Annotated in this window: 9 protein-coding genes; 2 read left to right on the top strand and 7 right to left on the bottom strand. The window is 69.9% G+C overall.

Features of this window, described 5'->3' with window-relative positions:
* Positions 1-61: 61 nt before the first annotated feature.
* The 5 genes from ACP2AD_RS16045 to ACP2AD_RS16025 form a co-directional block, all read right to left on the bottom strand.
* Positions 62-1228 carry a hypothetical protein gene (locus ACP2AD_RS16045; protein WP_425231038.1) on the bottom strand — a complete coding sequence of 389 codons (1167 nt, stop codon included), beginning with the start codon at positions 1226-1228 and terminating at the stop codon, positions 62-64.
* The gene (locus ACP2AD_RS16040; protein ID WP_425231037.1) at positions 1225-6129 is read right to left on the bottom strand and encodes a hypothetical protein; all 4905 of its coding nucleotides are present in this window, start codon (positions 6127-6129) and stop codon (positions 1225-1227) included. Before ACP2AD_RS16040 ends, ACP2AD_RS16045 begins: the two co-directional genes overlap by 4 nt.
* 52 nt (positions 6130-6181) lie before the next feature.
* The gene (locus ACP2AD_RS16035) at positions 6182-7234 is read right to left on the bottom strand and encodes a hypothetical protein (protein ID WP_425231036.1); all 1053 of its coding nucleotides are present in this window, start codon (positions 7232-7234) and stop codon (positions 6182-6184) included.
* A 68-nt stretch (positions 7235-7302) separates the two neighbouring features.
* Entirely contained in the window at positions 7303-7761 is a 459-nt protein-coding gene (locus ACP2AD_RS16030) for a hypothetical protein (RefSeq protein WP_425231035.1), read from the bottom strand.
* Positions 7762-7786: 25 nt separating this feature from the next.
* Positions 7787-8794, bottom strand: a complete 1008-nt coding sequence (locus ACP2AD_RS16025) for a hypothetical protein (protein WP_425231034.1) — start codon at positions 8792-8794, stop codon at positions 7787-7789.
* Positions 8795-9002: 208 nt separating this feature from the next.
* Here ACP2AD_RS16025 and ACP2AD_RS16020 point away from each other — a divergent pair, with 208 nt between their 5' ends.
* Positions 9003-9644 carry a response regulator gene (locus ACP2AD_RS16020; RefSeq protein ID WP_425231033.1) on the top strand — a complete coding sequence of 214 codons (642 nt, stop codon included), beginning with the start codon at positions 9003-9005 and terminating at the stop codon, positions 9642-9644.
* Between the two features lie 24 nt (positions 9645-9668).
* On the opposite strand, the gene ACP2AD_RS16015 is transcribed toward ACP2AD_RS16020, so the two are convergent.
* A complete protein-coding gene (locus ACP2AD_RS16015; RefSeq protein ID WP_425231032.1) occupies positions 9669-12944 on the bottom strand; it encodes a PAS domain S-box protein in 3276 nt (1091 codons plus the stop codon).
* Between the two features lie 75 nt (positions 12945-13019).
* On the opposite strand from ACP2AD_RS16015, the gene ACP2AD_RS16010 reads away from it, so the two are divergent.
* Positions 13020-13337, top strand: a complete 318-nt coding sequence (locus tag ACP2AD_RS16010) for an Hpt domain-containing protein (RefSeq protein WP_425231031.1) — start codon at positions 13020-13022, stop codon at positions 13335-13337.
* Here the strand turns inward: ACP2AD_RS16010 and ACP2AD_RS16005 are convergent.
* Positions 13334-14491 carry a serine hydrolase domain-containing protein gene (locus tag ACP2AD_RS16005; RefSeq protein WP_425231030.1) on the bottom strand — a complete coding sequence of 386 codons (1158 nt, stop codon included), beginning with the start codon at positions 14489-14491 and terminating at the stop codon, positions 13334-13336. The two genes, ACP2AD_RS16010 and ACP2AD_RS16005, sit on opposite strands and share 4 nt — an antisense overlap.
* Between the last annotated feature and the right edge of the window lie 4 nt (positions 14492-14495).

Here is a 14495-nt window from a genome sequence, read left to right as displayed (position 1 = left end):
TCCTCTTTGAGGAGCATGCTGCCGCATTCCGCGCGAGGACGCCAGCGTCGCCGCCGCCGCGCTATTTTACGCGCGCCACGAAGTTGATCGAGAAACTGGAGTTCGCCGCCATCTGGCCGGACGGCGTGATCCGCACGGCCTTGACCCGGTTGTCATAACCGGTGGCGGGCGCATAGGCCCATGTCGCGCCGCCGTCGCTGGAGTAGGCGGGCGAGGTGCTCGTCAGCGTCACCCCGCTGCTCCCCGACACGATCGAGAACGGCGCGCCGGTGCTGGCGTCGAGCGTGGTGTTGCGAAACTCCACCGCCGCGGGCAGCACGTCGGTCAGCACGATGCTGCTCGCGTCGACCGGGCTGCCGCCGTTGTTGGTGACGGTGAGCGTATATGCGATGTCGCTGCCCGGCAGGTTGAACGCGCCATACGTCCCTGCGATCGGCGCGGAAGTCTTGGCGACGGTCACGTCGGGCATCGGGCAGAAGCTGATTCCGGCGAGGCCGATCGCCTGCTGACCGGTCGTGCTTTCGCCCGACGTGTACGGCGCGTTGCCGTAAACGATGGTGACGGTGGTGACCGGCTGCGCAAAGGCGGCGCTGATGATGCCGTCGTCGGAATTGTTGCCCGACGCGCCGGTCCCCACCCCCTCGTTCGCGGCGAGCGTGATCGGCGCGCTCCCTGGTCCGAAGGTGACGCTGGACCCCGACGCCGTGCGAGGCACGCCCGCACCGTTGCCGTTGCCCCAACTGGCGCTCAGTACCGGCGTATAGGTCGTGCCGCCGTTCGCGCCCGTCACCGCCACCCAGTCGCGATACTGGTTGGCCGAGAAGTCGATGTCGTGGAGCGTGGCCGCAAAATCGCGGATCGGCTGAGCAAACGTAAAGGTGACGGTGACGACACGCCCACCGCTGGTCATGCTCGTCGTGCGCCCGGCAAACGTGCCGCCCAAGACAAGATCGCGCTTGCTCGCATCCGCACCGGTGATCAGCGTGCCGATCGCGGGCAGCTGCGTCGTATTGACCTGTGTCGAGGTGAGGCCGTTCTGCGCCACCGCCATCGTGAAACCGCGGGAGGCGCCGCCGCTCGTCGCGGCCGTGTAATTATAGCTGCCGCCATAGGCCAGCGTCGCCGCCGCCTGATTGGCGAAGGCGAAGCTGTAGTTGTTGGCCGCCGGGCATGCCGCAAACGCCGACGCGGGGACGAGAGACAGCGCAAGCGCGATCAGGCGTTTCATCGACGGCCCAGTCCAAGGAACGCGAAGCTGTTGCGGTCTAGCTTCAGCTTCGCCGTCACATACGGCCCCGACCGTGTCGTCCGGGCTGCAGCGAAGTCGCGATCGGCGAAACCGTGCAGGTTCCACCCGGCGGTCACCAGCATGTCGCGCACGGGCCGCACGCCGATCGCGGGGCCGTATTGATAGCTGTACACGCCCCGGCCGAGATCGCCGCGAACCGTCACCGCGCCGCCCAGCTCGACATGCGCGCCGATCGCGATCCGCGCATCGGCGCCGATCATCGTGCTGAAGCCCGTTACGTTCAGGGCATCCACGCGATCGAAGGCATAGCGCAGTCCGACGAACAGCCCAAACTCAGCCCGTTCACGCCCCTGCCGCGTGCGTGACAGGACGTCGGTCGACAGGCTGGCGAGCGCGCGGCGGTTGGTCACGCCGTCGACGCGGGCACCGGCATATTCGATCTTGGCGAGTACCGCGCCTTCGCCTGCGGGCCGCAGCGCAAGCGAACCGGCGAGGTTCGTCGACTCGGCGATGCCGCCGGTCGGCGCCGTCGCGCGGGTCCAGGTGGCGAGCAGGCCCGCGGTCGCCCCGTCCCCCAGCTGGCGCAGCACGCCCAGCGTGGCCGCGGCGCGATCCGCCTGCGCGCCGATGCGGTATTCGCCGCGCCCCGTCACCGCCCACGGCCCGGCGCGCAGCGTCGCGCCCAGCGTCATCGCCGTGAAGTTCTCCGTCACGGTCGCGCCGTCGCCGACATAGCCGCCCGCCGCAACCGGCTGTGTCGGGTTCACGACCCTGGCGGGGTCGATCCCGTGCAGCGTATGGTTGCCGTCCAGCGTCGCGTCCACGGACAGCTGCGGCGTCACCGCCCAGCTCTGCGCCAGTCCATAGGCGGCATAGGTGCGGCGGCCATATTCCGTCACCTCTTGGGTCGCGATTGCCGAGGTCAGCCGCGCGCCCGCCCACGGCTTGATGTCGAAGCCGAGCCGGGCGGTGCGTGCGTCGACCGCGGCCCCCGTCGCGATCTCATAGGTGGCGGTCAGCGCGACGTCGGATGAAACCTGCAGCCGGACACCCAGTCGATGCTGCGCCGCGAAATCGACGCTGCCCGCGCTCCCGAGCGGCACCGATGTGCGGGCGTCGAGCTCCAGCCTGTTGTCGAACAGCCGCCGCGTCGCGCCCGCTTCGAGCAGCATCGAACTCGTGCCGCCGGCGGCGGTGTGATCCGCGGCATAAGTCAGCCCGGCGCGATATTCTGCGCGCTCCGTGCGATACCCCGCCTCGACCTTGGCGGCGCGACGGCTTGCCCGCCCGGTCAGATCGTCGTCGGTCCACAGGCTCGTCGACAGCGAAAGCCGCTCCGACAGCCGCAGCCGCGCATCGACGCCGACCTTTCGCCGCCCGCGCTCGGCGGCGTTCTGCTGCGCGACGCCAAACGCACCGTCGAGCTGGCGCGCATAGGCGAGCAGGTCGAGCCGGGCATCATGATGCTCGAACTCCGTCACCCACGCGGCGGCGAAATGGCCGTCGTCGCGGCTGCCGCCCAGCTCGGCGCGCATTTCGCTGTTCTCGCCCAGCCTCACCCGCGCGTCGACGCCGCCCAGGTCGGTGGAGCCGTCGCCGTCGCGAACCACGGTCGCGCCGAGGCGGATACCGCCGCGCGTCCAGGTCGCGCGCGCGCCGGCGCTGACCCGATCGCCTGCAACGCTATCGACCTCGTAGTCGACGACGATGAACTGTGGGTTGAGCGCGGGATCGCGGCTCAGTACCGGGTCGGCGAACCGGATCGCACCGGTGTCGTAATCAATGTCGTAGTCGACGAAGCGGGTCAACGATCGCTGCTCGACGATCTGCTCCGATCGCAGCCGATCGCGAACCTGTACGGTGATCTGTTCGCTATTGGCGAGGATCGGGCCGGTGCGCAGCCGGTAGCCTGTCGACAGACCGCTGCCCTGGATCTCGTCGCGCCGATGGGTGGACGGGAACTGCGCCGCGAACGCGGACGCGGCGACGGTTGCGCCACGATATTCGGTCTTGAAGCCGGTCCCAGCGCGTTGGTAGCGGGTGAGTTCGGTGTCGGCAAAACCGGTCTGGAAGTCACCCCACAGGGCATAGAACTGCCGTGCTTCCAGCTTGAGGTAGAGTTTACGCGTCGATGCGGCGTCGTAGCGTCGGTCCGACCGGTCGCCATAGACGGTGTAATAGGTGTTGGGATCGATCACGCCGGTCAGTCGCTGGTCCTGTCGCCGCCGGGCGCTGTCATAGGCGAGCGTCAGCAGCCACCGCCCGAGGATGCGGCCCTTGGCGTAAAGCGCGAGCCGGCCGTCCACAATCGACGAACTATCCCGGTTCGGCTCAACGTGGCGACCGAGCCGGCCTTCAGCCAGTCCGACCACGGTCCACGGCCGGTCGCCGGGCGACAGCCATGCGTCGAGCCGTTGGCGGCGGACCTGATCGTGGTCGCGAAAGGTGAAATCGATCTGCACTGCCCCGCTCGCCGTGGTCGGCGCCAGCGCGATATAGGCGACGCCGTCGTCACCCGTGACATGCCAGGTCGGGCTCGCCCGCTCCAGACCGGACAGCGCGCGCGCCTGCTCGGCATCGATCGCCTGGGCAGTCTCATAGGGCGCGCCAAGCTGCAGGTCGCCGACGCTTCCGGCATGGACCGGGTGGCCGCCCGCATCGGTGAAGCGCACGGCGATGAGAGGGCGCTGCAACCCATCGGCGACCAGCCGTGACTGGGCGGGAAGGTAGGTCGCGCGCGCCGCGGCGCTGACGAAGCGGACGTCGCGGGTCAGCACACGGGCGAGCGAGCCGTCTTCATTGCGAACCGTTGCGGTGAAGCGGGTGAGCGCCGCGGTCAGCGGCACACCGCGCCACAGGCTGACGGCGAAACGGTGATCGGGGCTGGTGCGGCTGCCGTCAAAGGCGATCGGATCGACCACTGCACCATTGGCGGCGAGCGCGACCTGCTGACCGGGCAGATGCCGGATCGCGACCCGCACCGCGGGTGCGCGCGGGTTGTGCTCGGGCGCGGGGAACAGCCAGGCAATCATTCCCGCCGCGTCGGTTGGCGCGTCGGCGAACCAGTCGCGCTCGGCGCCCGCGGCAGCGCGATCGGACGGCGCGGCTGGCGTCGCATTGATGTCGGCGGCCGCGGCAACATGCTGCGACAGGTCGGCGGTGAAGTCGGCGATCACCAGCGATCCGCCCCGACCGCTCACGAAACGCGAGCCGGGGTTGCCCGCCGATCGCGTCGAGCGGGCGCAGTCGACCAGTCGTCCGCCCGCGGGCAGCGTCGCCGGATCGGCCTGGGCGACGTGATCGCCCGGTAACAACCCGTCGAAATGATAGCGGCCGTCGCGGTCGGTAACGGCATAGCTGCCGTCCTCCAGCGTGACGCGGACATTGGCGATGCCGTGCCCGTCGGCAGCACAGCCCTCCACGACTCTTCCGATCAACGTCATCCGGCCCGCGATCGTCTCCGCGGTGATCCGCACCGCGGCGCTCGCCAGGCTGCGGTTGCCGGATGGATCGGTCAGTACCGCGTGATTGATCGCCGTGCCCGTACTGGCATCGCCGCGCACCTGAACCGCATAGGTTATCTTGACGGTTGCACCTGGCGTGATGCGGGAGAGGGCGTAGCCCAGCGACCGGCCGTCGCTGCCCAGCGTCAGTCCAGCGGCGGGCACTGCCCCGTCGATCCGTACGGTGCCCGGCCGGAAGCGCAGCATGCCCGGCAGCGTATCGACCAGCTGCAGGCTGCGGCGGACGTGGGTGGCATCCGGATTGCGCACGGATACCGTGTACAGGATCACATCACCCGGCGCAGCCGCCGCGCGCGAGACGGTCTTTGTGATCTCGACGGGCGTGGCAGGCGTATCGAGCGGAATATCGACCCGCAGCTTGTCCACCCCGTCGACGGTGAACACCCGCCCATAGGAGCCGTCGCCGATCGCGAGTCGCTTGCCGTTGCCGCGCGCCAGCGTCGCCAGCGCCGCCGGGGTGGCGGTGGAGGCGAAATGATAGGGCGCGGGGGGCTCGACCTGAAGACGATAGCGCCCCGGGCGGACCCGCGGGAACTGGTACATGCCGGGCGCGGCGCGATAGATCGTGCCGGCGGCATCGGTCGTTACCTGACCGGAGACCACGCTCGATGGGTAAGCGGTAACCAGATCGGACGCAAACACCTGCGCGGGCAGGCCGGTGTCGGCGTCGAACAGCGTTACGCGCGCGCCGCTGACGGGACCGCCGTCGATGCTGTCGAACACCTTGCCCCGCGGATCGACGGGAACGCCGATCGTCTGCGTCGCCAGCGGCGTACCGGTGTCGCCGCCGACCACGGTGACGGTGACGCGATCGCCGTCCTGCAGCCCGAGCGTACAATCGCCCGCGGTCGCGGCCGGGGGGACGGCGGCGGTGGCGAGCACGGCGGCGAAACGGCCGGTGTCTACACCAGTCTCGTGCAGGGTCAGCGTCTCGCGGTCGCCGCTGACCGTCGCGACGACGGTGGCGGTGATCGTGTCGACCCGCGCCACGTCGGTGTTGGCGGCGGGGGCGTCGACCTCGATGACCAGCGTGTCGCCCTGGGTCAGCGTCGTGGCGGACGACACGCCGACGCGGACCACGGCATTGATTGCGCCCGCGGCGGCGGCGCAGGAGCGGCCGTCGAGCGTCTGGAAGTCGGTGGAGCCGGGGTCCATCCGCAGCAGCGTCACGTCGACGCTGCTCGCCGTCACGTCGAGATCGACCTGGTTGGACGAGACACTGCGGGTGACACCGCCGTCGCTCCAGCTCGCCTGCGCGATGTTGCTGACGCGGGTCGCGGCGATCGCCGGACGCACGCCGGCACTCACCAGAACGGTGAGGAAGAGCCAGCAGAGCGCGAGCCGGAGAAGGGACATGGTACATTGGCCGGCGGCGCCCAAAGGGGACAGACGCCGCCGGCCGGGGGGCTCAGTTGATCGTCACGCGGAACAGCATGGTGCGCGCCGCTCCCGCCGCGACCGAGGCAAGCGTGCCGCTCACCGCGCCGCTGGCAAAGGTGCCGCCCGCCGCGCCGTCGGCGTTGCACGCGGCGCCGGTCACCGTGCCGTTCATCAAGATGCCGAAGCTCGACAGATAGGTCGTCGTCGTCGGCAGCACGTCGGTCAGCGCGACATTGTTGGCCGCTGCGCCGCCCGCGGCGTTCGCGACGGTGATGCAGTATTCCACGGTCGCGCCGGGGATCATCTTCGGATTGGTCGTGCCGTTGACCGGATCGCTGATGATCTTCGACACCTTGGTGACGGTCAGCGCCGCTGCCGACACCGTATAGTCGTCCCTGGCGGAGAACGCCGCATCGCGCGCCGCGTCGGTCGCGCCTGCGCCGTCGGCGAAGACGGTGTCCATCGCACTGGTGTTCGCGCCCGCGGTCTGGACCAGTGCCGCACCCATCGCGCCCGCACCGCCGCCTTCGCGGCCCGTCGCCGTCAGCGTCACCACCGCGACGTCGTTGGTCGCACGGCCGAGCGGGATGTCGCTCAGCACGAACACGGTCTTCGTTCCGTCGGCCGCCAGCTCGTCGAGATAGGTGACCAGCGTGTCGCCCGCGTCCCAGACGCCGTTGCCGTTGGTGTCAACGTAGATCTTGGCGTTGGTGGTATCGAAATTGTCGGTGTTGCTGTGTGCGCCGGCGCCGCCCGTCTGCTGCGCCGTCGTCAACGCGAAGTCGAGCGTCGCGTTCGACAGGTTGGTGACCGAATAGGTTAGCACGGCTTGGCTCTGCCCCGGCGACACCACTATTGTGGCATTGCCGACCTCCGCCACCGTGACGTTGATCTTGCGATCGACGGTAAAGGTGTCGGACGCGGTCTGCGCGTTCTGGGCGACGCCGCCGACCTGATAATTGACGGTGACGGTGTTGGTGATCGTCGTGCCGGCTTGGGTGCCGGCGGCGAGCGCGGGGGTGGCGAGGCCGGCGAGCGCAAGGGCGCCCGCCGTCCCCAGCCAGCGGCTGAGGCGGGTCATGTTCGTTACTCCTTGGATGGCGCGCGCTGGGGAGCCGCCCGCGCGCCGGGGGCGGGTGAGCTAGGCCGTCAGCGTACGACGCCGCGGTAGGAGAGCTGGCCGGCGCCGCCGGGTGCGATGGAGGCGAGCGTCCAGCGCAGATGGGTCACGTCGGCCGGGATGGCGGGACGGGCGATGCCGTTCGCGCCGCGGACGCGCAGCGCGGCGAGCGCGCCGAAGGTGCGGCCACCGTCGATCGACGCCTCGACCCCGGTCGAGCCGTCGCCGGTCCAGGCGACGGCGGCGGGAACCGGATTGGTGACGACGAAGCGGGTCGCGGCAGCGGCGCCGGTGTTGCGATAGGTGGTGCGCAGTACCAGCCGATCGCCCGGCAAGACGTGGGCGGCAGGCGCGAGGACGACCTGCTGGCGGCCGTCGACGAGCTGGGTCTTCTCGACCTTGACGTCGCTCGACAGGGCGACCTGCCCGGCGGCGAACGCAGGGGCGGCGATCGAGAACAGGGCGGCGGTGATGAGGAAGCGAATCATGGCAGAGCTCCTGGGGGAAAGGGTATCAGTTGACGATGACGGTGAAGCGAACGGAATGGCTCTGGCCCGCAGCCTGGGTGCCCAGCGCGGCGTCGATCCCGGTCGCCGACGCCGTGCCCGGGTCGCCGTCGGCGGCGTCGGTCAGCGCCGCGCCGTCCAGCGTCAGCGTGCCGGGGCGGTAGCTGGTGCCAACCGGGAAGGTATCGGTGACGTGCAGTCCGGTCGCGCTGCCCGTCCCCGCGACGCTGGCATCGATGCGATAGGTGACCAGGCTGCCGGGGATCGCGCGGGTGCCGCCGAAGGGGTCGAGCACGGTCGCCGACTTGACCAGAGACACCGTCGCGCGCTGGATCGTGAAGCCGCCCTGGCCGACGGCAGTCGCATGGGTCGCGCCGATGATCGCATCGCCGCCGCCCGAGCCCTGGCCCGCGAAGACCGTGCCGGGTGCGCCGCTGCCGGTCAGCGACACCGCCGACAGCGCCACCGCGCCGCGGCCGCCGTCGGGCGCACTGGCGGGGATGGTCGAGATGACGAAGACGGTGACGGCGGCATCGGGCTCCAGCGCGGAGATGCTGCCGTCGGCGGCGACCGCAGCGTCGACGCCCGGCTCGTAGATGCCGTCGCCGTTGCTATCGAGCACCAGCGCGGTGACCGCCGGATCGAACCCGTTGCCGCTGACGGTGCCAGCGCCGGTCAGGCGGAAGGCCTCCGGGCCGTTGCCCGCGTTGGTGACGGTGAAGGTCCGCACCTGGCCGGTCGCCCCCGCCTGCGCCGCCGCGTCACCCGCATCGCGCGCGGCGACGGCGACGTCGATCACCTCGTCGACGCGGAACTCGACGGTGTTGGAGGTGATGGTGACAGCGGTGCCGCTGCCGTTGTCGAAGCTGGCGGTAGCCGTGTTGCGGATCATGGTGCCCGCCTTGACTCCCGTCGCGTGCGCAGGCGAAGACAAGCCGATCAGCGCCAGCGTCGGCGCGAACCACGGCGCCGTGCGGCGGGCATGGGTCAGGAAAGGGCGAGACGACGTGGGCATGGGCAGGCTCAAGCCCCGGCGAGGTTAACGACTTGCTGCGGGGTCGGCGGCCTCATCCCAAAGGACGATGGGGCTTGCGCTTCGCCATCATCCTTTGGGGCGATAGGGTCGCCGGCGGGGTGAAAACAGCCGTCCGATGCCGGGCCGGGGCACGTCGTATTTTTCCGATTCGGAGCAACTTTGGACTGGTGGGGGCGTAAGGGGGGCGATGTTGAAGCGTATTCTGATCGCCGACGATCACCCGCTGATCGTCACCGCGCTCTCGATGGCAGCGCATGCGATCGACCCGGCGATCCTGATCGACAAGGCGGGCACGCTGGCGGAGGCGGAGGCGCATGTCCGGGCGACGCCGCCAGACCTGATCCTGCTCGATCTGGTGCTGCCGGACGTCCAGGGATTTGCCGGACTGGCGTTGATGCGCGCAGTGGCGCCGGGCAGGCCGGTCGCGATCGTGTCGTCGCGCGACGAGGAGGCGGTGATCCGCCAGGCGATCGCGCTCGGCGCGCGCGGCTATCTGTCCAAGGCGTCGCCGCTCAATCAGATGATCGCGGCGATCCGCGTGCTGCTGGCGGGCGGTCAGTGGCTGCCCGACCAGCTGCTCGCCGCGCCGCCGAGCGCCGCCGCCAACGACATTGCGGCGCGGGTGGGTACGCTGTCGGTGGCGCAGCTGCGCGTGCTGCGCGCGATCGCCGACGGCCGCCAGAACAAGCAGATCGCCTATGACCTGCAGCTCGCCGAGCCGACGGTAAAGTCGCACCTGGCGGCGATCTTCCGCAAGCTGGGCGTCGCCAACCGCACCCAGGCGGTATTGGTGCTGCGCGCGCTGGAGCCTGAGGACGAGGCGGCGTAGCTGCCGCCGTCCGGGACGCGATAATCAGGCGGCTGCGGCCACCGGGCCCCGCGTCCATTCCCGCAGCGTGTCGGCCAGCTGCGCCAGTTGCAGCGGCTTCGCCAGATGCCCCTGCATCCCGGCCTTCAGGCACGCCTCGACGTCGTCGCCAAACGCATTCGCGGTAAGCGCCACGATCGGCAGGTCGTCGGCGCCGAATCCCGCCTCGCGGATCAGCCGGGTCGCCGCCAGTCCGTCGATGTTGGGCATCTGCATGTCCATCAGCACCAGCGCGAACGGATCGTCGCCCGCGGCGCGTACCGCCGCCACCGCCTCTGCGCCGTCGGCGGCGATGGTGGCGCGGCAGCCGAGCCGCGCGAGCATTGCACCGGTCAGCATCTGGTTGATCTCGTGATCCTCCGCGAGCAGCACGCGCAGCCCCAACCCGCCGGTCCCCGTTTCCGCAGCCGCCGTGGCGGCGGCAGGCGCATCCAGCTCAGTCGATACCGGCGTCAGCGCCAGGCACAGGAAGAAGCTGGTGCCGGCCCCCGGCTCGCTCTCGACCCGCAACTCGCCCCCGAGCAGCCGCGCCAGCTTGGCGCTGATCGCCAGCCCCAGCCCGGTGCCGCCATATTGCCGCGCGATCGACACGTCGGCCTGGACGAACTGTTCGAAGATGCGCCCCAGCCGCTCGGGCGCGATACCGATGCCGGTGTCGCGCACCTCCACCTCCAGCCGCCCAGCGTCGGTCATCCGCAAATAGACGCCGACCGACCCCTGCGCGGTGAACTTCACCGCATTGCCGAGCAGGTTGAGCAGGATCTGACGGAAGCGCAGATCGTCGCCAAGCACCTGCGCCGGCACCATGTCCTCCAGATACCAGTCCAGCTCCAGTCCCTTGCGCGTCGCCAGCGGCACCATCAGCTGCAGGCAGCCGCGCACCGCGTGCGGCAGGTCCATCGGCTCGGCTGCAACCTTCATGTGCCCCGCGTCGATCTTCGACAGATCGAGGATGTCGTTGAGCAGCCGCATCATCGCGCGTCCGGACTCGGCGATCATGCGCAGGTGGCGGCGCTGTTCGGCCGTCACCTCGCTGCCCAGCAGCAGTTCGGTGAAACCGATCACCCCATTCATCGGCGTCCTGATCTCGTGGCTCATATTGGCGAGGAAGTCGGTCTTGGCCTGCGCCGCGACCTGCGCCTGGTCGCGCGCCGCCGCCAGGTCTATCTCCATCGCCTTGCGGTCCGTGATGTCGCGGATCGAGACGATCACCTCCTGCGGCGCGCCCGCGCCATCGCCGTTCGCGTCGCGGACCAGTCCGCAGTTCGCCTCCAGCCACCGCCAGGTATAGGGCCGGTCCATCGGTTGCGACCGATAGGTCATGACGATGCGGTCCATCTCGCCCGCCGCCAGCTTCGCCCAGGCGCTGCGCACCTGCGCGTCGTCGTCGGGGTGGAAGCGGTCGATCATGTTGAACCCGACCAGCGCGCGCGGATTGATCCCGATCACCTCGCCCACCGACGGGCTGGCATAGCGGCAGATGCCGTCCAGTCCGAGCCGGAACACCGCGTCGGTCGCGTTGGTCGCGAGCAGCTTCAGCTGCGCCTCGCTGTGGGCCAGCCGCTGTTCGGCCAGCTTGCGTTCGGTGATATCGATGTTGATGCCGATATAGCCGGTCACGCCGCCGTCGTCGCCGAGGATGGGCGCACCGCTGGTATGGAGCCAGCGGACGCTGCCGTCGGGCTGACAGAAGCCGAGATCCTGGCTGCCGGGTATCGGATTATTGCCGTTGGCGACGAAGTCGGCGACGACGCGGGCGCGCTCATCGGGCAACAGTGCGTCGACCCAGCCATGGCCCAGCGCGCCAAACGCCGTCAGTCCGGTCAGCGTCAGGAAATGACTGTTCACATAGGTGACGCGCGCGCGCTCATCCATCCGGAACAGCCCTACCGGCGCGTGGTCCGCAAGTGCCTGGAACCGCTTTTCGCTTTCGCGCAGCGCCAGGTCGGCGCGAACCCGATCGGTCACGTCGCGGATGCTGCCGATCGCACCGTCATAGCAGCCATCGTGCGTCAGCACGGCGCGGGCGCTGACCTCCAGATGGCGGCAATCACCGTCGGCGAGCGGGAGGCGGACATTGAGCTGCGCGTCCGGCATCAACCCGGAGCGCAAGCCGGCGATCAGCGCCGCGACGCGGGTCAGGTCGTCGGGATGGACGAGTTTGGAGGCATGCCAGCCGATGCTCTGCGCCGGGGTGAAGCCCGTCAGCCGCTGCCACGCCGGGTTGAGGAAGGTCCAATAGCCTTCGGCGTCGGTGCGAAAAATCACCTCCTGCATGTTCTCCAGCATCGCCTGGCCGAAGTCGCGCCGCCGCTTCAGCTCCGCGCGCGCGCGCCCGAGACCGGCGATAAGCGCGCTGACGGGTAGGCCGGTGGCGAAGCAGGTGAAGAAGAAGAGCTGCAGGATGAGCAGCTTGTTATGGATGTCGGCGGTCCCCAACATGACTGGGCCGCGGCCGACCGCCGTGGCGGCCGTCCCGATCGCGACGATCCCGGCGATCAGGAGTGCGGTGCAGCGTGTGCCGAGCCGGACCGCAGTGAGGACCAGTACGGGACCGATGCAGAAGAGCAGTGGAAAGCTGGTCTGCACGAAGATTGCGGTCGCGATTGCATAGCCCAGCGCGATGATGCCCGCCGCCTCCGCAAAGCGTGCCCACCGCCACGGCGCGCGGTGGGCGGGTGGCCGCGTCGCGTCGATCAGGGCGAGCACCAGCGGAGCGCCGCTGAGCAGGCCGAGCGCGCTGGTCGCGATCCACGGAAACATATCGCCCGTAACGTTCTCGCCTGGCTGTTGTCCCAGCAGCACTGCGGCGATCAGCGCCGACACCACGGGCGCGATGACGCCGGCGATCAGGGTGAAGCGGCCGAGATCGCGCAGCTCGGTAAGGTCGATCGGCCGCGCATGACGGTGGAGCAGCGCCAGCGCGACGCCGACCTCGATCTGATTGAGCAGCGCGAAGGCCAGCCCGCGCGCTAGCGGCACGTCGTGCGCGGCGTTGACGCCCAGATTGGCCAGACAGCAGGCGCCCAGCAGCCACGGCCACCGGCCGGACGGGCTGCGCAGCAGCATGCCGAGCAGGATCGCATTGGGAAGCCACACCGGCGCGATGCGGCTGGGGTCGAGGGCCAGCGCCAGGCCGAGACAGGCGAGCAGCGCGAACAGACCGGCGGTCAGCGCGACCACAGCGGCGTCGTGCAGGCGAGAATGGCGCAGGCGGAAGAACATCGGTCGGAAATCCGGCGGCAAAAGCTGTCCGGTCATCGACGAACAAGGTAAACGAGCCGTTAAGTCCGGCCGGACTTGCCATCGCGATCGCGGCATGTTTGCGCGGTTGCGATGATCCTTGGCGCTCTCCCGATGATCGAGACGCTGCTCGGCCGCGACCAGCGCGACACGCTGTTGCGCATGGGCGTCGCGGCGGGGGAGCGGTCTGGCGCGGTGCTGCAGGAAGCGCTGGCGGCGGGCGATGTCGCGCGGGCGAAGCAGGAGGCGCATTCGCTGCGCGGGGCGGCCGGACCGTTCGGGGCAGAGGAATTGGGCGCGTTGTTGCGGCGGATCGAAACGGGCGAGGCGGTGTCGGCCGCCGCGGTCGCAGCGGGTGTGGACGCCTTTGTCGCCGCCTGCCGCGCGGCGCTGACCGGAATGAGCGACTAGGGCCGCGTGTCGTGCGCCAGCGCTTGCTCCGTTGCGGTAAATCCAGTCTCGCCCGCAACGTCGGTCGCGAAATAGGCGACCCCCGTGCCGCGTGCCGGGTCGATCCACAGGCCGGAGCGCAGGCCATAGGCCTCACCGGCATGGCCGAGCCGCTGCCTGCCGTCGCCGAACGGATCGTCCTGACATCCCGGCGTGGCCAGGTAAGCCACCGCCAGCCCGTAGCGGCAGTAGAAGCCGTCTTCGCTTTCCCCGTTGCCGGGGGCTGCGATCCAGAGCGGCCGTTCGAGCAGGACGAAGGTCGCGGGGCGGAGCAGCCGGACCCCGTCAGCCGTTCCGCGTCCGAGCAGCAGCCGCCCGATGGTGGCAAGCCCCCGCGCCGAGATGCGCAAGCCTCCCTGCGGCGCGAAGATCGCGCCATTGGCGCCCGCCCGCCACTGCGCGAGGTCGCAGGTTCCGTCGCGTGCCGGCGTCACCGGACACGCGGCGATCATTGCCGGCGTGTCCTTGGTCGCGACACCTTCACGATATTGCACGACCGCGCGAGCGCGGGCCGCGGGCGAACAGCTCGCCCATTGGTAGCAGGCGTCGAGCCGCAGCGGCCGGAGCACGAGCCGCGCCATCAGCCGGTCGAAGCGCTCCCCCGTCACCCGCTCCATCACCGCGGCGACGACCGGGAAGTTGAAGTTGGTATAGTGGAACCACGTCCCCGGCGCGTGCGCCGCGTCCCAGGCGCGGGGCTCGGCGAGCACGCTCCGCATGTCGGCGTCGAGCGGCAGGACGTAATCGACCGTGTCGGTCAGGCTGGACCGGTGCGACAGCAGCAGCCTCAGCGTGATCGGCGCGTCGGGAAAGGCTGGGTTGCGCAGCCGCCAGCCGAGCACGGTCGAGACGTCGGCGTCGAGGTCGAGCCGGTGCTGCTCGACCAGCCGCAGCACGGCGATTGCGACGACCAGCTTCGAGACCGACGCGACCCGCACCGGATCGTCGGCGCTGATGCTGCGCCCGGTGTCGTGGTCCGCAAAGCCGTCGGCGCGGACGGAGGTGACGCCGTCGCGATCGAACGCGACGCGGACGGCGGCCATCGGCGCGCGTGGCGGAGGTAAGGAAGCGGCGGCGGCGGCCTGCACGGCGGCCAGGATCAGTCCGATTATCACCGTC

Source organism: Sphingomonas sp. (assembly GCF_965248875.1).
Taxonomy (GTDB): Bacteria; Pseudomonadota; Alphaproteobacteria; order Sphingomonadales; family Sphingomonadaceae; genus Sphingomonas.
This window is presented reverse-complemented; position numbering and strand designations above follow the sequence as displayed.

Coding starts and splice junctions, on each gene's coding strand:
- ACP2AD_RS16025 (WP_425231034.1), bottom strand. CDS start 8,794: ATGCCCACGTCGTCTCGCCCTTTCCTGACCCATGCCCGCCGCACGGCG.
- ACP2AD_RS16035 (WP_425231036.1), bottom strand. CDS start 7,234: ATGACCCGCCTCAGCCGCTGGCTGGGGACGGCGGGCGCCCTTGCGCTC.
- ACP2AD_RS16020 (WP_425231033.1), top strand. CDS start 9,003: ATGTTGAAGCGTATTCTGATCGCCGACGATCACCCGCTGATCGTCACC.
- ACP2AD_RS16010 (WP_425231031.1), top strand. CDS start 13,020: ATGATCCTTGGCGCTCTCCCGATGATCGAGACGCTGCTCGGCCGCGAC.
- ACP2AD_RS16030 (WP_425231035.1), bottom strand. CDS start 7,761: ATGATTCGCTTCCTCATCACCGCCGCCCTGTTCTCGATCGCCGCCCCT.
- ACP2AD_RS16045 (WP_425231038.1), bottom strand. CDS start 1,228: ATGAAACGCCTGATCGCGCTTGCGCTGTCTCTCGTCCCCGCGTCGGCG.
- ACP2AD_RS16015 (WP_425231032.1), bottom strand. CDS start 12,944: ATGACCGGACAGCTTTTGCCGCCGGATTTCCGACCGATGTTCTTCCGC.
- ACP2AD_RS16040 (WP_425231037.1), bottom strand. CDS start 6,129: ATGTCCCTTCTCCGGCTCGCGCTCTGCTGGCTCTTCCTCACCGTTCTG.